Below are 20,264 nucleotides of genomic sequence, written 5' to 3'. Positions count from 1 at the left end.
CTAAATGAAACGTATAGAGCTAACGGTAGATGCACCTATGGCATCACCTAGACCTAGATTTAGAAACACTGGAAAATATGTTCAAACATATATGCCAGCCAAATACACCAATCACAAGAAGGACATACAGGCGCAAATGCCTAATCTGATGATTGATGCACCTATCAAATTAACAATTGAGTTTCATTTTCCATTACTTAAATCATGGAGCAAGAAGAAGCATGTAGCGATGATAGGGCAATATAAGGTAACTAAACCTGATATCGATAATCTAATAAAAACAGTATTAGACGCAGCTAATAAACACGTATGGCAAGACGATAACCAAATTGTAGAGATAGCAAGCTTTAAGAAATACGCAGAGAATCCGAAAGTGGTTATGGATATTGAAGTATTGGAGTGATTTAAATGAGTGAACCAGGAACAATGAAAATTAAATACTACGCTAAATTCGAAAAGGTAGTGCCATATATCCAACGACCAAATGAAGAAGAACAAGAAGCTTTAGATTGGATTGGTCAAGACATGGATAAGCACATTAACGATTACTTAGATGGTACATTCATAGAATTTAGCGAACCAGAGGTGAAAGATTAATGGAAAGGCTATGTGTAAACGGCAAAGAGTACACAATTCTAGGTAAGAATTTAAAAAATATGGAAGCAAACGGTTTTTATAGGGACTATTTAGCTACAAGGTTAAGAAGTGGTTGGACATTACATGAAGCATGTAAAGCACCTAAAGGGACACGCTTAGAAGACTATAGAGAAGAGCAGAAAATTAAACAAATGGAATCACAAGTAAGACGTATAAGAGCCAAAGTTAAAGAGGAGAAGCACAGAGACGAGCACCCTTGGTTGTATGATGGGACACCACAAGTACATCAACGCAAGAAGTATGTAGCTGATTTAATGAAAAACGATATATTTCCAAAGGTGGTTAAGTAGATGAAGATTAGGGATTTAAATTTAGATGATTATGTAATCGTGTACGATATTGGCAAAAGTGAGTATAGCGATGGTATGACGGTTGTAGGTCGTGTAGATGAAATTATATTTAACGAAGATGATAAGAATGAAGCAGGCATTGATTCACTTGGTAACTTATACGAAATCACAGACGACAACCACTTTTATTTGTGGAGTAACTATATAGAGAGTAAGATGGAGAGTTTGAGTGATTCTCGAGAGTTAAATGGATTTACTGTTGATGAAAAACTTTTAGAGGAAGCAAAGGAAAAAGGAATTGATGAGCTTAGAAGAAATATGCTTCAATCCAACGACGTACAACAACGTAAGAGAAGTTGTGGAGTAAACGGAAATAAAAGACCAGACATGATACGACCTGGAGAACCTATAATATCTCTAAATACTAATGATAGGACTCAATTTATAGAACAAGTAGTTGAAGGATTTGACGCAGTACCAGCATACAATATAGGTAAAGCGATAGAACACATATTTGAACATGATAGTGAGCAAGCCAAAAAATCATTGGAACGTGCATATGAGAATTGGGATTAATTCAGTTATAGATATAAATATATTATAGAGTTTAAAGATTAGTAATATCTATTATAGGAGGACGAATAAATGGTAAAGATTAAACGTAAAGTAGAAATGACAATAGAGGAATATGCGAAACACATGATTGATAAGTATGGTATTCGTTGTTTCGAAAATAAATTGATTGATGACAATATCATTGATGCACCAATGAAATTCAAACAAGAGTTTGAACTTAATCCGGTTTCAAAAAGTGATTTGCTTAACGGGAGTTTTAGAAATGGGAAAACGACAGTCGAAGTCGAGGAAGAAATTACGGAAGATACAGAGTTAGATTTGATAGAACGTTTTATAGGTGGCATGGGTAGTGTTTGTTATACAAGTCATACAATGTCTATTAACAAGTGTTTGAGAATGGCACCTGATTATATTAATACAACTCATTTCTATATTGAAAATGACGACCGAGAGCTAGTATTAATCTGGCGCGACGGAAAGCTGGTGGAGTAGATGAATAATTTTTATTTATCGAAAGCCATTGATAAAAATGGGGATAGATATAGTAAAAACATAATTAAAGTGATAATAACTAGAACAAAATTACTGGGTTCCTTATCCAATGGTTAACACACCTTTCTCTAAAAATATCGATTTTTACAGTGTAGTAAAACAGCAGTAAGGTGTCAAATTAGAAATAAAGGAGTGATGGCGATTGAGTTATGAAGAAGCAGTAAAAGTTATACGTAGGTTAGAGCAATAGAATGAGAGGTTGGAACGGGAGAATGAGAAGCTAAAAGCTACTAATGAAAATCTAAATAATAGAGTGACAAACCTCAATTTAAACGGCCAAATACAACACGCCGAGTTAATGAGTTGTGATGGAGAAGTGAGGTATTGGAAAAACCTATACACAACCCTAACCATGCACATACGTTTGAAAGCAGAAAACAATCCTGGTGTAAGTCGCTATATAGATTTGGTTAACTACATTGATAGATTGGAGCAGAAATGATGTCCGATGAGATTGAACTAACAGTAACCAAACTACTGACTGAATTACAGTTAACAAAAGATAGCAGCATACAATCAATACCACTTAGTAATGAAGAATTCGAAAGAGTTACAAGTGTAGAGATTAGTAATTGATCTCGATAAATATATAAGAGTATATATCAGTATATATTTATATATGAATTTGAACAATTGGAGGACAACAACAATGATTAAAGAACAATTATATACATTCAAAGCAAACTGCTACAACGTTGTAGATGGAGACACTATAGATGTGATATTAGATTTCGGTTTCGATATTTCTGCGGATAGACGATTACGTTTATTAGATGTCGATACACCAGAACGAGGACAAGAGAATTACAAAGAAGCTACTGAGTTTGTGAAAGATAAAGTATACAACAATGAAGTGCTAGTACAAACATATAAAGATGATAATTTTGGAAGATACTTAGCGAATGTTTATTTCGGCGAAGATGAAGTTTCACTAAGTGATGCGATAAAAGAAAGTGGATTAATTAAACCTAACTCTAAATGGAATGAGGACAAACAAAATGACTAACACATTAGATCAATTAGTAAATCAAGTAGAACAATGGAGTATAGATAAAAACCTAGATAAAGCTAATCCAGATAGACAAGCATTGAAATTCTATGAAGAAGCTGGCGAAGTTGGTGCAGCTTTATCACGTAACAAACTAGACGACTTAAAAGATGGTATAGGCGATACAGTCGTTACATTAATTATATTGGCACAACAACATGGGATGACATTAGAGGAGTGTTTACAGTACGCGTATGACGAAATCAAAGGAAGAAAAGGAAAGACAATCAATGGAACGTTCATCAAAGAATCAGACTTGTAAGAAAGACATAGTACAGAGTGTTAAGGAAGTGTTGAGGAAATAAAAAAGCCCCTGAAAAGGGACTGTTTAATATAAATTATCTTTCAATAAAACTTTGATACCACAGTATAAATTATATATTACGTAATAAATTGCGCCTATAAAGGCAATTACAGCAATAACAATTAAAGTAATTCCTAATGCGTTGTTAGAATTAGATTCGCTTAGACCAATTAAACCTGCACCTACAAAAATTAGGATATAAGGCAAGATGTGATAAGCTAAAGACTTTTTAGCGTGAGTAGAAACAGGTTTGTTGGCTAATATCCATACAATAATAGGGAATAGGATTGGCGCAAAAAACACACTAAAATATGATAATGCTGCTAGTATTTTTTCTGATTGTGTTGATTGATTGCTCATATAAATGTCTCCTTGTTAGTTATTAATAAGAACAATATCAAATAAATGTATTTTCGTAAATATTAATTAAATAATATAACAAATTTGTTATAAGGACGGTGATATCATTCAATACCTAATACGTACACTAACAGATTCAACAGGTCATCCTTTCGTTCACATAACTAAAGCACGAGAGAATGAAACATTTACTGTGGTTGAGGCAGAGAATAAGGAAGAGGCGTTGGAGAAAGCTAAAAACATGATGCAATGTTCTAACTGTGGTAGCTGGGACACAGATTATGAGTATATCTATTTGAGTAACGAACCTATTCATTTTGCTTTTAATTGTAATAACTGCAACACAAGATATGGAAAAGATTTAGTCGGAGATGAAAAAGGATATTCTATTAAATTAAAAGAAAAGGACAGTGAGTGAATGAAACGTATATTTAAAACATTATTAATCATAGCACTATATGAATTAAGTAAAGCAATCACATATGAAGTTATTGTGAAGAAACAGGCTAACGATATGGTAGACAAAACACCAATGGATTATGAAATAGACTTATCGAAAAGATTATAGGAGGTATAAATAATGGAAGCAGCACAAGTACTTTCAACTACATTAATAATAGCTACTAGCGTTTTATTACTATTTATCTTTCTTAAAGATGTATTATCCGGAATCAAGAAAAGAGATAGTATTGGAATGGCAATCGACACAACTAAAGGGATTATGTTCGTTGTACCAAGTAAGAAAACAAGTGATGAACGTGTGAAAGAGATAGTTGATAAATATTCATCTGATTACGATATTAAGATAGTAGATCATAAAGATAGAGTGGGAGGTCTATGATAATGTTCTGGATAATAATTGCAATAGTACTAGCTTTTGTATCATTAGCATTCATTATAACAAGTAGTGTCAAAGGAGATATTATATCTAAATTAAGATATGAGAATGCACACTTGAAGAATTATATACAAGCATACATTAATAAGAAGTAACTGGAGGTATTCAATTGCGCAAGTCAACTATCAATTACTTAGAAGAAGAACTTAAACAATATAATAGTACTCAGAAACAAATGGAAGGTTTAAGAGAAGAGATACAATATCCATGGAAAGAAACGGATAACAATATTGGTGGTGGACAGAGTAATACAATCACTAGCACAACAGAGAGACAGGCTACAAGACTAATGACAGATAAGCGATTAGCACATATGCGTAGAGTATCTGAGGCTATCACAACAGTGTATGAGCATGCACAACCAATAGAGCGAGACATTATGGACTTACTATACTTTGATAAGCCTAGACGATACACAGTAGATGGCATCATATGTAAGCTACCAATTAGTAGAGCTACATTCTTTAGACTTAAGAAGCGAATACTACACAACCTTGCAGATGAATTAGGCATTATATATTGATACTTTTGTGAGACTTTTTGAGGGTGTCAAGGTGTTATTATGATAGTATAAGGAATTAATATCTAAGCCTTGTACTTCAAACAATACTATATTATATCGAGACACATCCATTACGCGGGTGTGTCTTTCTTTATGCACAAGGAGACATAGTGATGCAAGAGTACAATAACTTTGAATACTATAGAGATAGAAAAAGGTTTTATCTATCAAGACGATGGAGACGATTTAGGCATGAAGTATTAAGGCGTGACCATTACGAATGTGTTGATTGTAATAAGTACGGAAGGTTAACAACTGATTTGAAACTACATAATAATCGTAGAGGATTAGAAGTTGACCATATTATAGAGCTGGAGAAACGACCAGACTTAGCTTATGACATGAATAATTTACAAACATTATGCGTTAATTGTCACAACAAAAAACATAATCGATTTCAAAAATCAGAAAAGAAATTCAAAGATGAGAAATGGTAAATACATTTTTATACAATTATTATGCATGGATATTCTTTGCTAATTTTTGATTAGTACCCCCGCCTAAAATAAATCCCTTTGTAAAAGGATTTGTGGAAACCGGCGCTTGGGGCAACTGTGCAAACTTGCATTTATATAACATACGATAGGAGGGTTAGAATGGAAGATGATATAAAATTATCGAATGAACAAGAGCAGGCGATAACCAATACTAGAAACTGGTTAATGCAACAAATTGACCAAACAAATGATTTGGAAATAGAGAAAGTAGATAGATATTGCAACTTACTTAACATATTCTACTATTTAGATAATGAAATATATGTAAGGGGTCCAGTTATCGAAGTTGGAAATGGTAATCAGACATTTGTTAAACCTAATCCATGTCTAGCAGAAAAAAATAAAATTAACGGTTCACTATTAGCGATTGAAAAATCATTTAATTTAGAGAAACGTGCAGAAGAAAAGCGCAAAGCGGAAGCTTCTAAAGGGGTTGAATTAACATGAAGACCCCTCAATACGTGACAACATATATTGAAAAATATAAGAGTGGTAAGATTACTTTCAACAAGCAAAGAAAAAAGTTAGTGAGCTTCTTAGAAAATGATATCTTACAACGTGATGATTTGTATTTTGATGAACAAAAAATTGAAGATTATATCAAATTCAGTGAAAAATGGTTTTTCCCACTGCAAGATTTTCAGAAATTCATATCTTGCTTTGTATTCTTGTATGAAAAAGAAACGGGAGACCCTTATTTCTCTGAATTTTTTATTACTATGGCACGTGGTGCTGGTAAAAATGGTTATATAAGTACACTAGGTGCTTTCTTTATGACTCCTTTACATGGTATTCCGAAATATAACATGTCTGTAGTAGCGAATAGTGAAAAGCAAGCCAAAATATCATTCGAAGAAATTTATGACATGATAGAAATGAATGAGTTATATATGGATGGCGACCATCCTAATAATCCTTTCTATTTAAGTAAGGTTATGGTTCAAGGTCTTACTACACGTTCGCAATTTTTATTCGATACATCTAATGAAAAAACTAAAGATAGTGCTCGTGAAGGTTGCATATTCTTTGATGAAATACACGGATATGAAAAAGACACAGTAGTTAACGTGAAACGAAGCGGTTTAGGTAAAGTCCCGCATCCTCGTACTTTTTATATTGGTACAGATGGTTATGTTAGAGAAGGCTTTTTGGATCGTTTGAAAGATAGAGCTGATAATGTGCTTGATGGTGTTAATCCAGAAGATAGATTATTTCCTTTCATTTGTAAAATTGACGAAGAAAAGGAAGTAGACCAACCAGAATTATGGGAAAAAGCAAATCCAATGTTTGAAAAACCATTAAGTGATTATGGTAGACAATTATACAGAGAAGTAAACCAACAATATTTATCATTACAGTATAATCCATCTAATAGACCAGAGTTTATGACAAAACGTATGAACATGCCTGAAGAAGACTTACAACAAGTTGTAGCTCCATGGGATGATGTTATGGCCACAAACAGACCAATACCTCCATTAGAAAATAATGAATGTATAGGTGAACTTGACTATGCTAGTTTAAAAGATTTCGCAGCAGTTGGTTTGTTGTTCAAAGATGGCGATGATTATGTGTGGAAGACACATTCATTTGCTAGAAAAGAATTCTTAGATAAATATAATTTAAAACCACCAATTAGAGAATGGGAACAAAAAGGTCTTTTAACTATAGTAGATGAACCGACAATCAACCCCCAACATATTATTGATTGGTTTACAGAAGCACAGAAAACATACGGCTTGAAAAAAGTTATTGCAGATAATTTCCGAATGGATTTATTGAGACCTTTATTTGAAGATGCTGGTATTGAATATGAAGTTATTAAGAATACACGAGCAATACAATCATTATTAGCTCCACGTGTCGAAGATATGTTTGCGCAACATCATATTGTATTTGGTGACAATCCTTTAATGCGTTGGTATACAAATAACGTTTCAGTGAAAATTCGTAAAGATGGTAACAAAGAGTATGAAAAGAAAGAAGCTATACGTCGTAAAACGGATGGTTTCCAAGCTTTAATACATGCTTTATATCGTGCAGATGAACTTAATGAAAGTAGCCTTCAAGACGAATTGAAATTATTAAAAGGATTGAGATTAAGATAGAAAGGAGGTCTTGATAAATGGGGTTATTCGATAAAGTATTTCGAAAGAATAGTGCTATATCTTGGATGTATGATCTTGAGTATTTAAAAGATACAAGTAAGAAATCATATATAAAACAAATGGCTTTGAATACAGTGATTGAATTTGTGGCTAGAACAATTGCTCAATCTGAATTTAGAGTTATGGAAGGTAACAAGATAGTAAAGGATGACTTATATTACTTACTTAATGTGAAGCCTAATCCTAATCAAAATGCTGTTCAATTTTGGCAAAAATTTATTTATAAAGCTTTAATTGATAATGAAGTTTTGATTATACAATCAGATGATGATTATTTATATGTAGCTGATGATTATGAACATGAAGATGAATTGGGGTTACTACCTCAAAGATTTAAAGACGTAATGATTAATGATTTTAAATATAATCGTTTCTTTAAAATGGAAGACGTTATCTATATTGAATATGCAAATCAGAAATTAGAACGATTTACTCATGAATTGTTTGAAGATTATGGCGAAATATTTGGGCGCATGATTAATTTGCAATTAAAAAATAACCAAATTAGAGGCATAGTAAATGTAGAATCTTCTTTTATGAAAGATAAAGAGCTGAATAAAGAACTACAAGAATATATGGATATGATTTTTGATGTGTTTAACAATAGTTCGACAGCAGTTGTCCCGTTACCTAAAGGTTTAGAATATCAAGAACATTCAAGCAAAGGTTCTAGTAAGTCTGGGGAAAGTGCCTTCAAAGAAATGGAAGAACTCAGAAAGTCTATTTTGATTGATATTTCTAGAATTATTGGTGTTCCACCTTCTCTTATTTTAGGTGAAATGGCTGATTTAGAAAAAGCTATACAGTCTTATTATAAATTTTGTATAAACCCACTTGTTCGTAAAATACAAGCTGAGTTAAATGGCAAAATGTTATATAAAGATGAATACTTAGAAAAAGAAATGAGAATCAAGATTGTAGGTATTGATAAACGTGACCCATTAGAACTTGCTGAAGCAATAGATAAACTTAAATCTTCCGGCAATTATACCGGTAATGAGATTAGAGTCATGCTAGGTGATGAACCAGGCGATGACCCTCACCTTGAAGAATATGTGTTAACTAAAAATTACGAATCAGTTAACGATGAACCAACAGAAGGGGGTGACAATGAATGAAGGTAGATAGAAATAAAGGTTTCTTTAATGTCATGAAAACATCCGAAAAGAAAGCGAGTATTGATATGTACGGTGAAATTGTGGATGAACAGTTTGATGATGTTGAAACAAGTGCTGTATCATTCAAACAAGCTTTAAAAGACTTAGGTGATGTTGAAGAAATCGATTTAAACATCAATAGTCCTGGTGGGTCTGTATTTAGCGGAATAACGATTTATAACATGATCAAGAATCATCCTGCCAAAATCACAGCACATATTCAAGGTCTAGCAGCAAGCATAGCTACATGTATTGCAATGGGTGCAGATAAAGTTGTTATGCCCGCAAATGCAATGATGATGATTCATAATGCTTGGACATTAGCTATGGGGAATTCAAATGATTTGCGAAAACAAGCTGATGACTTAGATAAAATTAATCAAACTGTTTTTCAAAGTTATGTTGATAAAAACCCAGACATAGATCATGCGCTTCTTCAAAAAATGATGGACGAAGAAACATGGTTAACAGCTGATGAATGTAAAAACTTAGGAATTATTGATGAAATAGGCAGTTCAAGTAAGGTTGCTGCTAAAATATCCCCAGAAATGGAGGCGAAATTTAAAAATATGCCAAATCAATTTAAGTATTACAACGTTGAAGAACCTGAGCCAAAAGAACCAGAACCGAAAGAAAATACAGATAATGATGTGATTAACGACAAACTCGATGACATCTTCAAATTGTTAAAAGATGTTGCTGATGAAGTAGTTAAAGACGATGATAAAAAAGGTGATGAAGATGATTCAGGTAATGAACCACCTACACAATCACAAAATAAAAAATTCAATAAATTTTTATTCTAGGTAGCTATTAACAAATTAAAGTTGATAGCTATTTTTATACCCAAATTTAAGGAGGAAATATAAATATGGCAGTAAAACCAGGAGAAAAACTAAAAAATTATCAAGATCACAAAGCAAAATTTGCGAAATTAGTGCAAGACGGTGCTAGTGATGAAGAACAGTCAAAAGCGTTCAGCAATATGTTTGATGCTTTATCTAATGATTTACAAGAAGAAATTGAAGCGAAAGTGAATGACCGTGTGGTAGACAATGGTATCTTAGCAAAACGTTCACAAGACCCATTAACTTCAGAAGAACGTAAATTCTTTAACGAAATTAATTATGATGTGGGATATACAGACGAAAAAATCTTACCAGAGACTGTAATTGAACGTGTATTTGAAGATTTAACGACTGAACATCCATTATTATCAAAAATTAATTTCCAAAATGCAGGAATTAAAACTCGTGTTATTAAATCTGAACCAAGTGGTCAAGCTGTGTGGGGTAATATCTTTGGTGAAATCAAAGGTCAATTAGATGCTGCATTCAGTGAAGAAGAATTTTCACAATTCAAACTTACTTGTTTCGTAGTTATTCCAGATGACTTAAAAATCTTTGGTCCAAACTGGATTGAACGTTTTGTACGTACTCAAATTCAAGAAGCTATTACAGTTGCTTTAGAATCTGCAATTATTAATGGTGGTGGAGCATCTAAACAACAACCAGTAGGTTTAACGAAAGATGTTAACGCAGATACTGGTGCAGTTACTGATAAAGAATCAAAAGGTACTTTAACGTTTGCAGATGCAGATACTACAATTTTAGAACTGAAAGATGTATTAAAGGATTTATCTATAAGTGAAAAAGGCAAAGAATTGAAAATTGATGGAAAAGTAACATTTGTGGTTAACCCACGTGATGCTTGGGACATTCAATCTCGTTACACATACTTAACTGCTAATGGTGGATTTGTAACAGTACTACCTTATAACGTTGATATTGTAAGTAACGAATGGGTCAAAGAAGGTACAACAGTAGTATTTGTAAATGATCGTTATGACGCTGTACGTGGTGGCGGTATTACAATTAAGAAATTTGACCAAACGCTTGCTTTAGAGGACTGTGTGTTATTCACTGCAAAAACATTTGCTTACGGTAAACCAGTAGATAATAAAGCATCTGCTGTTTATGATTTAGATATTTCTACTGCTAAACGTCCAGATACACCATCAGGTGGAACAACAGACGGTGCAGCAGAAGCGTAAGAAAGCGGGTGATGTAAATGAATAACATCACTATTGATGAAACAATGCTTATTGAATTTAAAGAGTACGCTAAAATCTCGCATGATACAGAAGATAACTATTTAAAGAACTTATTACTAAAATCATATAGTAATTTAGTATCAAGATTTGGTGAGTTTGATATTTATAAAGATTTAATCGGTCAAGATTTAGTGTTTGCTCGTACGCGATATGCATATGAGGATTTACTTGAATACTTTAATGATAATTATCAAGATGATTTATTAAATTTCGGTCTAAATAACAATGTGTTTGGGCGTGTTAATAATGAAGACTAAATTTAAAAAGCCGTTTATTACAACAAAAAAACTTAATACAAAAGTTCATTTTTATGAATATCAAGAAAACGAGGGTCCAGAAGCTGGAGAAAAGCGTAAAAAACTTTTATACAGTTGCTGGGCTTATGTTCCTCGTTGGAAAATGACTGAGTTACAAGAAGCAATAGCAAACGGAACAGAGCATGATGTGAAAATATTTATTAGAGAAACACATGGACAATATATACCTAAAGAAACTCATTATGTGGAAGTTGAATCACCGTATATTAATCAAGATTTAAATATAAAGTTGGTTCAGCCCGATGTTGAAAATGAACAATTTTTAATGTTAACAGCAGGAGTCGTGACCAATGGCAAAACGTAAAACCTTTAATGGAATTAAGATGGAAGGCCAAAAAGAACTTTTCAAAGAGTTGGATAAAAAGTTTGGTAAAAGACAACGTAGAAAAATATTTGATATCGCTCTAGTTGCAGCGGGTGAAGAATTATTGAAAGCTGTTAAAGCTAACATTCGCTACTTTAGAGATACAGGTGATGAATACGGTGAAGCTAAATTATCAGAACCATATTGGGAAGGAACTTATCGGTCTATACGAATATATTGGGAAGGACCTAGCCAACGTTACAGTATTGTTCATTTAAATGAAAAAGGATTCCACGCAAGAAATGGAAAATTTATTCGCCCGAAAGGTTTAGGAGCTATAGATAAAGCAATCAGAGCTTCTAAAAAAACATTTTATAAAGTTTATGAAGAAGAAGTGGAGAAATTATTATGATAGATATCTTAAATACAGTATATAACGTATTAATTAAAGATGAAGTGCTGACTGAAGTTTTAAACATCAAAAATATAAAATTCAATGATTATCCGGATGTAAAAGATATAAGTCAACCGTATGTAGTCATAGATGATTTCGACGACCCTAAACCAGAAGTATATTATGACGGCGATAGAGTGGCACAAAGTTATATTGTTCAAATAGATGTGTTTGTAAAACAGAGTGATGATTATAACGCTCGATTAAGAAGAAACGAAATATCACAAAGAATTAGTGACTTGCTCTGGAACCACTTGAAAATGGGGCAAGTTAGTAATTTAGGCAATGAATATGATAAGCAATTCGCTTTGTATCGTTCAACGAGACGATATGAGGCGATTTTTTATGAGGAGGAAAAATAATTATGGCAATTAAAAAAGCATCTTTACCAAAATCGTATATTAATATTAAAGACTTAGGTTTCGCTTTGTTAGAGACAGAAGAAAACGGTGAAACAAAATATACAAATGTAATTCAAACACGTGGTTTACAAGAAATTTCAGTTGAAACAGGCGGAGAATTACAAAATGCATACGCAGATGGAACAATTATTGAATCAGGTAACACTGATGGTGAAGGTTCAATTTCATTAACAATGCATGCTTTCCCTAAAGAAATTCGTGAATTACTATTTAATGAAGTATATGACAAAAATGGTGTGTTTAAAGAAGTTAAAGGTAAACAAAACAACAGTGTGGCTGTATGGTTCAAACGTGAACGTCGTGATGGCCATTATACATTAGTTGGTTTAACTAAAGTTATGTTTAGTGATCCAGCGATTGAAGGTTCTACAGCTGAAGATGAATGGGAGTTCTCTCAAGAAGAAGTTGAAGGGACAGCAATGCACCGTCTTAACGATGAAGTACGCAAAATCATGTTCCAATCTGATATTAAAGGTGCATCAGAAGATAAATTCTTCGATGATTTATTAAAAGGTGCTTATAACGAAGCAGAAGAAGTACCTTCTAATGGAAATGAAGGCTCAGATAATTCAGACGAACCAGCAGAAGCATAAGGAGTGATATTGCATGGTTAAATACAAAGTATTGAAAGATGCAATCGATAAGAAGACAGACAAAGATTATGCGACAGGTGACATTATAGATGAACCCGTTAGTGTAATTACAGATTTTGAAAAACGTTTGAAAGATAAAGGGTACGAATTACCTTTCTTTGAACGTGTGCACAAACCTAAAAAGAAATAAACCACGGACGGTGTAAAAACCGTCCTTTTATTACGTAATAAAAAGGAGTAATTAAACATGGCTAGCAAATTAAAAAGAAATTATATTCAACTTGTAGAGAATCCAAAGGCAGAGGAAATTAAAATGGAAACATATTTAACACCTCACTTCATTCCTTTAGATGTATTATATGAAGCTATTGATATCATGGCAGAATTAGAAGAAGTAGAGCGTGGAGAAAAAGAAATGTCATTAAAAGAACAAATGGAAAAACTTGTTGACGCAGTTATTAAAATTTATGGTGGTCAATTCACTAAAAAAGATATCCGTACTCGTCTACACGCGCCAGATGCACTTACTTCATTACAAAAACAAGTTGAATTTGTTGTTAATGGACAACAAGATGACGAAACAAAAAAGTTTATTCAGAGCATGAGTTAAACAAAATAAAGAAAGAAGATTTATCTTATAACGGTATGTTGAGAAACCTCGATAAAGTTGTAAGAGATATGGTTAAAAACGGCACACCTCCAGACCAAGTTCTGAAAATGCCGTTTCATTATATCTTACAAACGTTGAATGAACGCCATACCAATAAAGTAGATTCAGATTCTAAAGCTGATGCAATACTTTCAGCGTTATAACCTTAGTTTATTAAGCTAGGGTTATTTTTTTATATCAAATTATGAAAGGGGTGACAATGAGTGGCAGATTTTAAAGGTATGTCAATACTAATGAATATGCGTGATGTAGGTATTGACCGAACTATGAAACAAATTAAGGGACAATTCAAAACTTTAAATTCAGAAATGAAAAGATCTAATGCTGATTTTAAAAATAGTGAGAAATCTTTACAGAATTTCAATCAACGTACAAAAGAATTGAATAAAGCGATTGATGTTACTGAGAATTCTGTGAAAGATATTTCGAATCAATTGAAGAAAATGACTCTTGAAGAACAACGTACAAGTGCTGAAGCTGAGAAATTGAGACAAGAGTACAGTAAACAGCATAAGAATTTAAGTATGTACCAAAGACAACTAACGTCTACACAAAATGAAATGAAGACTTTTAACAGTACTAATAAACGTGCTGTATTTTCAATGGAAAAAATCAATCAAACATTGGGTACAATGCGCAAGCAATTAAATATAGCTGATACTTCATTTAAGAATAGTGGTAAGTCGGTTAAGAGTTATGAAAACTATTTAAAACAATTGAATACAGTGATTAGTAAACATCAAAATACTATTAAAGTTTTAGAAGGACGTTATAAAAAAGTCGTTAAAGAGCAAGGCGAAATGAGTCATGAAGCGATTGACCTTAAGCAAAAGATTCAACAAGAGAAACAAGCATTACAACAACTTAATAGTCAATATAAACAAACATCTGCAGAAGCTAAACGTTTTTCTTTTGAACAAAAGTCAGCTACACAATCTATGTCTGAAATAAGACAAAGGATTTCACAAGTAGCGCAATCTCTACAAATTAGCGCATCAAAATTTAAAATGACTGGTCAAACTGCACAAGCTTATAAAGCGCGTATATCAGATTTAAACAATGGCATGAAACAGCAAAAACTCATTGTTCAAAACCTATCTAGACAGTATGATTACGCTAAGAAACAGTATGGTGAGACAAGTGCAGAAGCACAAAAACTAAATGCAGAATTAGTTGAAGAGCGTGTTAAGTTAAAAGATTTAAACGGTCAATTAAAACAAACAACACAAGCACATAATCGTTTAGAGATGGAACAACAACAAGGTATTGCATCAATGACAGAAATTAGACAGAAAATGTCTGGTTTTAATGATACTTTATCACTATCTCGTAGTAATTTATCGCGTGCTGGTGAGAGCGTAAGAGCCTATAAAGGACATTTAGATACGTTAAATACTAATTTGTCACAGCAACGTACTGTATTGCGCGAATTAAATAATCAATATAAAATTGTAGCTCAGACACAAGGTAAAAATAGTGCAGAAGCGCGCGAACTATCAGGTGCAATTACTCAACAAAAGATTAGAATGAATGAACTTGAGTCAGAAATTGACCAAACAGCTCAAAGTTATAAAAAATTAGCCACTCAACAAAAGCAAGCACAAGCATTAAGTGCAACTGGTTTTGGTAGAGGTGTTCAGAGCGTTAATAAATATAACGATTCTATAAAAAATGTAGGCATGTCAATGCGGTCAGTTGGTACTGGGTCGTTAATCTATATGACCATGCCAGCAGTTGCTGCAATGGGTGGAGCTATAAAAACATCTGTCGATTGGGAACAAGCTTTAGCTGGTGTAGCTAAAACAACTGATATGACCGGTAAAGAATTAGAAGGCATGGGCAATGAAATTACTGCGATGAGTAATAAAATGCCATTTGCTGCAACTGAAATTGCTGGAGTTGCGGAAGCAGCTGGACAATTAGGAGTTAAGAAATCAGAGATTACAGATTTCACTGAAACAATGATGAATATGTCAGTCGCTACTAACTTATCGGCAGATGAAGCGGCAACAGAATTCGCTAGATTTTCTAATGCTGCCGGTATGCCTATTGAAGATGTAGATCGTTTAGGTGCTGCAGTCGTTAACCTAGGTAACACAACAGCGACAACAGAAAAAGAAATTGTCGAAATGGGACAACGTTTAGCTGGTGCAGGTTCACAGGCTGGTTTCAGTGGCGATGAGATTATGAGTGTTTCTGCTGCAATGTCTTCGGTAGGTATTGAAGCAGAAGCTGGTGGTACAGCTATGACTCAAATCTTTAATAAAATGACGAAAGCAACAGCTGAAGGTGGAGAAACGCTTGATAACTTTGCAAAAACATCTGGTATGTCTGCAAAAGAATTTTCTTCCACATGGGAGAATAATCCAACAAAAGCATTATCCGCGTTTGTTAAAGGATTAGGAGATACTAAAGGTGGCGCTAAAGGTGTATTAAGCGCTTTAGATGATGTAGGTATTAAAGGTATCCGTGAAGCTGATACTATTCGTCGTATGTCTAACAATCATAAAGTGTTAGACGATGCTCTGAAAACGGGCGCAGAAGGTTGGAAAGAAAATACTGCACTTACTGATGAAGCGGCAATTCGTTATGAAACGATGGGCTCTAAGTTAACAGTGTTAAAAAATACATTTGTTAACTTTTTAAGAACTATAGGCGATGCAGTTGCTCCAATTGTTATTAAGTTAGCTGATACATTAACAGCACTATTTAAAAGGCTTCAAAATACAAGTAATATTACTAAGATAGCTATTACTGCATTTACGTTATTAGCTGCAGCTATACCGCCTATTTTAATATCAGGCGGATTACTCTTAACGCTATTAACTAATATGGCTAAATCAATGATGTTTTTAAATGGCTTAACTAGTGGAGGCGGAATATTAGCAGGATTAAAAGTTGCATTTTCTTCTATTTTATCACCAATAACTCAAGTAGTTACAAAGATACCTTTGATAGGTACTGCTTTAGGTGCATTGAGTGGTCCAATAGGTTGGATAACATTAGCAATTGTAGGTATAGGAACAGCTCTAGTTGTTGCTTATAAGAAATCAGAAACTTTTAGAAATATAGTTAACGGCGCTTTTAATGGAGTAGTAGAAGGCGCTAAATTATTATGGTCAGGAATCAAAACATTACTGTCCCCAATAATTAATGGTTTTAAGGAATTGGGGAAAACAATTTCAAATACTCTAGGTAAGTTTTGGGAAGAAAATGGTTCTCAATTTATACAAGCTTTGAATAATATAAAAACTGGAGCTATGAATTTCTGGGGAATGATTAAACCAATATTTAGTTCTATTGGTGGTATTCTTAAGAGCACTTTCACAGATGCTACACCAGTATTTAAATTTTTCACTGATATTATACTAGGAAGCTTAATGCATGCGTTTAATATGGTTAAAGAAAGTGTCACGATTGCATTTAACGCAGTTAAGGGCATTATCATGGGCGTTCTTAATATAGTATTAGGTTTCGCAAAAATGTTTATTGGTGTTTTTACTGGTGATTGGAAGAAATTTGGTGAAGGGTTAAAACAAATTATATCCAGCGCATTAAGTATAATTAAAAACCTATTTCAATTAACTTTTTCTGGTGTTTTAGGAATTGTAAAAGTTATATGGTCTACAATTAAAAATACTATTGTTAATTTTGCTAAGCTTATATGGTCGGGAGTCAAAGGTCATTTTAATAATTTAAAAAATAGTGTTATTGCTATTTTTAATATAGTTAAGAACTTTATGATTAAAGTTTGGACTACTATCAAAAATAGAGTAGTTGCAAATGCTAAGTTACTATGGGCTGGCGTAAAAGCAATTTTCAATACAATGAAAAAAGTTATTACAACAATTTTTACTGCAGTGAAAAACATATCGATAAAGGTTTGGACAACCATTAAAAATAAAGTCATTGCTTTAGCCAGAGCATTGTGGAATGCAGTGCGTAATACATTTAATGCATTGAAAAAAGGCGTTACTTCAATATTTAATTCAGTTAAGAATTTTGCTATAAAAGTTTGGACGACAATAAAGAACAAAATATCTTCAATTGCTAAAAGTTTATGGAATTCCATTCGTAATACTTTTAATAGTTTAAGAAAAGGTATTTCAAATATTTTTAATGCAGTTAAAAACTTTTTGATAAAAACTTGGTCTACGATCAAATCAAAAGTAACTGGATTGGTTAAATCGTTATGGAATGGAGTAAGAAATACTTTTAATTCGCTTAGAAAAGGTGTAAGTAACATCTTCAATGGCGTGAAGAGTAATGCAATTAAAACTTGGAATTCAATTAAAAGTAAGATAACTGGTATTGCGTCCACTTTATGGGGCTCTGTTAAAAAGACTTTTAATAATATGAAAAATGGTCTTAAAGGTATTATTGATAAAATTAAAGGTCATATCACTGGAATGGTTGATACAGTTAAAAAAGGTTTAAATAAACTTATTAAAGGTGTAAACTGGGTCGGTTCTAAATTAGGTATGGATAAAATACCTGATGTTAAATTCCATACTGGTACAGAATCCACACATACACAAAACATTGTAACTAAAGGTAAATTAAACCGTGATACATTAGCAACTGTAGGAGATAAAGGTAAAGGGAATGGACCTGGTGGATTTAGAAATGAAACAATTGTACCACCTAAAGGAAAACCATTTATCACACCAAGTAAAGATACGACAATGCCATTAAGTAAAGGTACTAAAATACTGAACGGTGCTCAAACACATAGTCTGCTAAGTAATTCAATGCCTAAATTCTCAAAAGGTACTTCGCCAGGAGATATACTCAACTCAACTAAAGGTAAGCTTGAAGAGTTTGGGAAAGGATTGGGCGATAAATTTCATGGCGTTAAGAAAAATGCTGCCAAGAAATATGATGAAGGTAAAGAAAAAGCTGGTTCATTAGTAAACAGTGTTAAAGAAGCTACTGGTAAAGGTGCTAAATGGCTCAGTGGTAAAGTTAAAGATGTTATGGACTTCGTGAAAAAACCTGGAAAACTTTTAGATCATGTAATAAAAGCTTTCGGTGTTAATTTTGACGGTTTAGGTAAAAATACGATACCAGCCGATATGATGGGTGGCATGTTTAATAAACTTAAAGATGCTGCAAAAAATCTATTTAAACAATGGATGGAAGAAACTGGCGATGGCTCGGGCGATGCAAGTTGGTTATTTAAACATCCCGTATGGCAAAAGTTTGGTAACTATACTGGAGGGCTAAACTTTAATGGTGGTAAACACTATGGTATGGACTTTGGTATGCCAATTGGAACGTCAGTCAAAGCTGTGGCTGATGGTAAAGTTTCTAAAGTTTGGAATGACTACGGTGGCGGTAAATCCGTAGAAGTTCAAGTTGGTAAAAACTTGTGGAACTGGTATATGCATTTATCTAAGCAAATGGCTAAGAAAGGTCAAAAAGTAAGTGCGGGCGATGTTATCGGTAAATCGGGTGACACGGGTAACTTTGTAAGAGGAGCTCATTTACATTTCCAACTTAATAAAGGTGACCACTCCGGAAATGACACTGCTATTAATCCAGAGAAATGGTTAAAAGGTTTATCAAGTAGTGGTGGAAGTAAAAAAGCCTCTAAATGGAAACCAGAAGTTATAAAAGCATTAAAAGCGAATGGTCTACCAACTAGTAGTAATTATGTAAATGCTTGGATAAAACAAATAGACTCTGAATCGGGCGGTAATGCTGGCGCTGTACAACATGGTTATACTGATGTAAACAGCGGTGGTAATGAAGCACGTGGTTTAGTTCAAGTAATACCACCAACATTTAACGCATACAAGAAAAAAGGACATGGCAATATCATGAACGGCCTTGATAATTTAATGGCAGGTATGAACTATGCTAAGTCAAAATATGGTAAATCTGGTATGTTATCTGTTATTGGTAAAGGTCATGGTTATTCAAGTGGTGGTTTTATTGGTTCCGAGGGTTGGTACAATTTAGCCGAAGGTGGCTATCCAGAATACGTAATTTCTACAGACCCAAGTAAAGCTGACGATTCAATGAAATTACTAGCTTTAGCTGCACAAGATATTGATTCTAAAAACAAACGTAACAAACGCCCTAATCAAATGAAAACAGCGTCAACTGGTGCTAGTTACAATGATGATCCATTGTATCAAGTTATAGAGAATCAAAATACGCAAATTGAACAAATGCAACAAGCGATTAAGCAACTCGCTAAACTAGTAACAAGTAATCAAATTATTGCTGATAAGCCAGTTCCTACGGAAGAAGGATTCAGTAAAAAGCAAGGTAAACGTCAACAAATGATGTCATATAACATGGGAGATGTTTAAAA

At 33.3% G+C, this 20,264-nt stretch carries 29 protein-coding genes and 1 pseudogene; 29 read left to right on the top strand and 1 reads right to left on the bottom strand.

Annotation, left to right across the window (positions count from 1 at the left end; all coding sequences use genetic code 11):
• Window positions 1-4: 4 nt before the first annotated feature.
• The 8 genes from D9V42_RS01520 to D9V42_RS01485 all read left to right on the top strand — a co-directional run bounded on the left by D9V42_RS01520 (window position 5) and on the right by D9V42_RS01485 (window position 3,385).
• Window positions 5-403 carry a RusA family crossover junction endodeoxyribonuclease gene (locus D9V42_RS01520; protein WP_122062666.1) on the top strand — a complete coding sequence of 133 codons (399 nt, stop codon included), beginning with the start codon at window positions 5-7 and terminating at the stop codon, window positions 401-403.
• Between the two features lie 5 nt (window positions 404-408).
• Window positions 409-597: a hypothetical protein gene (locus D9V42_RS01515; RefSeq protein WP_122062664.1), complete on the top strand. Its 189-nt coding sequence runs from the start codon at window positions 409-411 to the stop codon at window positions 595-597.
• The gene (locus D9V42_RS01510) at window positions 597-947 is read left to right on the top strand and encodes an SA1788 family PVL leukocidin-associated protein (protein ID WP_122062661.1); all 351 of its coding nucleotides are present in this window, start codon (window positions 597-599) and stop codon (window positions 945-947) included. Before D9V42_RS01515 ends, D9V42_RS01510 begins: the two co-directional genes overlap by 1 nt.
• Entirely contained in the window at window positions 948-1,523 is a 576-nt protein-coding gene (locus D9V42_RS01505; protein WP_122062659.1) for a hypothetical protein, read from the top strand.
• A gap of 69 nt (window positions 1,524-1,592) precedes the next feature.
• Window positions 1,593-2,015, top strand: a complete 423-nt coding sequence (locus tag D9V42_RS01500) for a hypothetical protein (protein ID WP_122062657.1) — start codon at window positions 1,593-1,595, stop codon at window positions 2,013-2,015.
• A gap of 501 nt (window positions 2,016-2,516) precedes the next feature.
• Complete coding sequence (locus D9V42_RS15530) at window positions 2,517-2,651, top strand: hypothetical protein (RefSeq protein ID WP_267921018.1); 135 nt, start codon at window positions 2,517-2,519, stop codon at window positions 2,649-2,651.
• A 73-nt stretch (window positions 2,652-2,724) separates the two neighbouring features.
• A complete protein-coding gene (locus tag D9V42_RS01490; RefSeq protein WP_122062653.1) occupies window positions 2,725-3,081 on the top strand; it encodes a thermonuclease family protein in 357 nt (118 codons plus the stop codon).
• Window positions 3,074-3,385, top strand: coding sequence for a MazG-like family protein (locus D9V42_RS01485; protein WP_122062651.1), 312 nt, complete (start codon window positions 3,074-3,076; stop codon window positions 3,383-3,385). Before D9V42_RS01490 ends, D9V42_RS01485 begins: the two co-directional genes overlap by 8 nt.
• A 66-nt stretch (window positions 3,386-3,451) precedes the next feature.
• Here D9V42_RS01485 and D9V42_RS01480 read toward each other — a convergent pair whose 3' ends face one another.
• On the bottom strand, window positions 3,452-3,787 hold the full coding sequence (locus D9V42_RS01480) for a magnetosome magnetite crystal formation protein family (RefSeq protein WP_122062649.1): 336 nt from the start codon (window positions 3,785-3,787) through the stop codon (window positions 3,452-3,454).
• Window positions 3,788-3,890: 103 nt separating this feature from the next.
• Here D9V42_RS01480 and D9V42_RS15525 point away from each other — a divergent pair.
• From D9V42_RS15525 to D9V42_RS01395, 21 genes and pseudogenes are all read left to right on the top strand, one after another.
• Window positions 3,891-4,019 (top strand): annotated as a pseudogene (locus D9V42_RS15525) (DUF1381 domain-containing protein); the annotation flags it as partial.
• A gap of 9 nt (window positions 4,020-4,028) precedes the next feature.
• A complete protein-coding gene (locus tag D9V42_RS15385; protein WP_244204765.1) occupies window positions 4,029-4,205 on the top strand; it encodes a hypothetical protein in 177 nt (58 codons plus the stop codon).
• Window positions 4,206-4,355, top strand: coding sequence for a transcriptional activator RinB (rinB, locus tag D9V42_RS01470; protein WP_122062645.1), 150 nt, complete (start codon window positions 4,206-4,208; stop codon window positions 4,353-4,355).
• Between the two features lie 12 nt (window positions 4,356-4,367).
• Window positions 4,368-4,628: a hypothetical protein gene (locus tag D9V42_RS01465; RefSeq protein ID WP_122062643.1), complete on the top strand. Its 261-nt coding sequence runs from the start codon at window positions 4,368-4,370 to the stop codon at window positions 4,626-4,628.
• A gap of 2 nt (window positions 4,629-4,630) precedes the next feature.
• The gene (locus D9V42_RS15090) at window positions 4,631-4,780 is read left to right on the top strand and encodes a hypothetical protein (protein WP_158593170.1); all 150 of its coding nucleotides are present in this window, start codon (window positions 4,631-4,633) and stop codon (window positions 4,778-4,780) included.
• A gap of 14 nt (window positions 4,781-4,794) precedes the next feature.
• Complete coding sequence (locus D9V42_RS01460) at window positions 4,795-5,208, top strand: transcriptional regulator (protein ID WP_158593169.1); 414 nt, start codon at window positions 4,795-4,797, stop codon at window positions 5,206-5,208.
• Between the two features lie 152 nt (window positions 5,209-5,360).
• Window positions 5,361-5,684, top strand: a complete 324-nt coding sequence (locus tag D9V42_RS01455) for an HNH endonuclease (RefSeq protein WP_122062639.1) — start codon at window positions 5,361-5,363, stop codon at window positions 5,682-5,684.
• A 159-nt stretch (window positions 5,685-5,843) separates the two neighbouring features.
• Window positions 5,844-6,191 carry a P27 family phage terminase small subunit gene (locus D9V42_RS01450; RefSeq protein ID WP_122062637.1) on the top strand — a complete coding sequence of 116 codons (348 nt, stop codon included), beginning with the start codon at window positions 5,844-5,846 and terminating at the stop codon, window positions 6,189-6,191.
• On the top strand, window positions 6,188-7,852 hold the full coding sequence (locus D9V42_RS01445; protein WP_122062635.1) for a terminase TerL endonuclease subunit: 1,665 nt from the start codon (window positions 6,188-6,190) through the stop codon (window positions 7,850-7,852). The genes D9V42_RS01450 and D9V42_RS01445 overlap by 4 nt, the downstream gene beginning before the upstream one ends.
• A 17-nt stretch (window positions 7,853-7,869) precedes the next feature.
• Window positions 7,870-9,030 (top strand): phage portal protein, encoded by a 1,161-nt coding sequence (locus tag D9V42_RS01440; protein WP_122062633.1) that lies wholly within the window; start codon window positions 7,870-7,872, stop codon window positions 9,028-9,030.
• Window positions 9,027-9,875, top strand: coding sequence for a head maturation protease, ClpP-related (locus D9V42_RS01435; protein WP_122062631.1), 849 nt, complete (start codon window positions 9,027-9,029; stop codon window positions 9,873-9,875). The genes D9V42_RS01440 and D9V42_RS01435 overlap by 4 nt, the downstream gene beginning before the upstream one ends.
• Window positions 9,876-9,940: 65 nt before the next feature.
• Complete coding sequence (locus D9V42_RS01430) at window positions 9,941-11,122, top strand: phage major capsid protein (RefSeq protein WP_122062629.1); 1,182 nt, start codon at window positions 9,941-9,943, stop codon at window positions 11,120-11,122.
• A gap of 17 nt (window positions 11,123-11,139) precedes the next feature.
• Window positions 11,140-11,439, top strand: a complete 300-nt coding sequence (locus D9V42_RS01425) for a phage head-tail adapter protein (protein ID WP_122062627.1) — start codon at window positions 11,140-11,142, stop codon at window positions 11,437-11,439.
• Window positions 11,429-11,803, top strand: coding sequence for a head-tail adaptor protein (locus tag D9V42_RS01420; RefSeq protein ID WP_122062625.1), 375 nt, complete (start codon window positions 11,429-11,431; stop codon window positions 11,801-11,803). Before D9V42_RS01425 ends, D9V42_RS01420 begins: the two co-directional genes overlap by 11 nt.
• On the top strand, window positions 11,790-12,215 hold the full coding sequence (locus tag D9V42_RS01415; RefSeq protein ID WP_122062623.1) for a hypothetical protein: 426 nt from the start codon (window positions 11,790-11,792) through the stop codon (window positions 12,213-12,215). The genes D9V42_RS01420 and D9V42_RS01415 overlap by 14 nt, the downstream gene beginning before the upstream one ends.
• Window positions 12,212-12,619 carry a hypothetical protein gene (locus D9V42_RS01410; protein ID WP_122062621.1) on the top strand — a complete coding sequence of 136 codons (408 nt, stop codon included), beginning with the start codon at window positions 12,212-12,214 and terminating at the stop codon, window positions 12,617-12,619. Before D9V42_RS01415 ends, D9V42_RS01410 begins: the two co-directional genes overlap by 4 nt.
• Before the next feature lie 2 nt (window positions 12,620-12,621).
• Window positions 12,622-13,272, top strand: a complete 651-nt coding sequence (locus D9V42_RS01405) for a major tail protein (protein WP_122062619.1) — start codon at window positions 12,622-12,624, stop codon at window positions 13,270-13,272.
• A 13-nt stretch (window positions 13,273-13,285) separates the two neighbouring features.
• Complete coding sequence (locus D9V42_RS15225; protein ID WP_167456074.1) at window positions 13,286-13,462, top strand: hypothetical protein; 177 nt, start codon at window positions 13,286-13,288, stop codon at window positions 13,460-13,462.
• 57 nt (window positions 13,463-13,519) lie between these two features.
• Window positions 13,520-13,882: a phage tail assembly chaperone G gene (gene gpG / locus D9V42_RS01400; protein WP_058625948.1), complete on the top strand. Its 363-nt coding sequence runs from the start codon at window positions 13,520-13,522 to the stop codon at window positions 13,880-13,882.
• 35 nt (window positions 13,883-13,917) lie between these two features.
• The gene (gene gpGT, locus D9V42_RS15085; RefSeq protein ID WP_158593168.1) at window positions 13,918-14,085 is read left to right on the top strand and encodes a phage tail assembly chaperone GT; all 168 of its coding nucleotides are present in this window, start codon (window positions 13,918-13,920) and stop codon (window positions 14,083-14,085) included.
• Between the two features lie 60 nt (window positions 14,086-14,145).
• Window positions 14,146-20,262, top strand: coding sequence for a phage tail tape measure protein (locus D9V42_RS01395; protein ID WP_122062617.1), 6,117 nt, complete (start codon window positions 14,146-14,148; stop codon window positions 20,260-20,262).
• The last annotated feature ends 2 nt before the right edge of the window (window positions 20,263-20,264 follow it).

It is taken from the genome of Staphylococcus pseudoxylosus (assembly GCF_003697915.1).
GTDB lineage: Bacteria > Bacillota > Bacilli > Staphylococcales > Staphylococcaceae > Staphylococcus > Staphylococcus pseudoxylosus.
The sequence above is the reverse complement of the archived record's forward strand: the minus strand, read 5'-3'. Positions and strand labels throughout refer to the sequence as shown.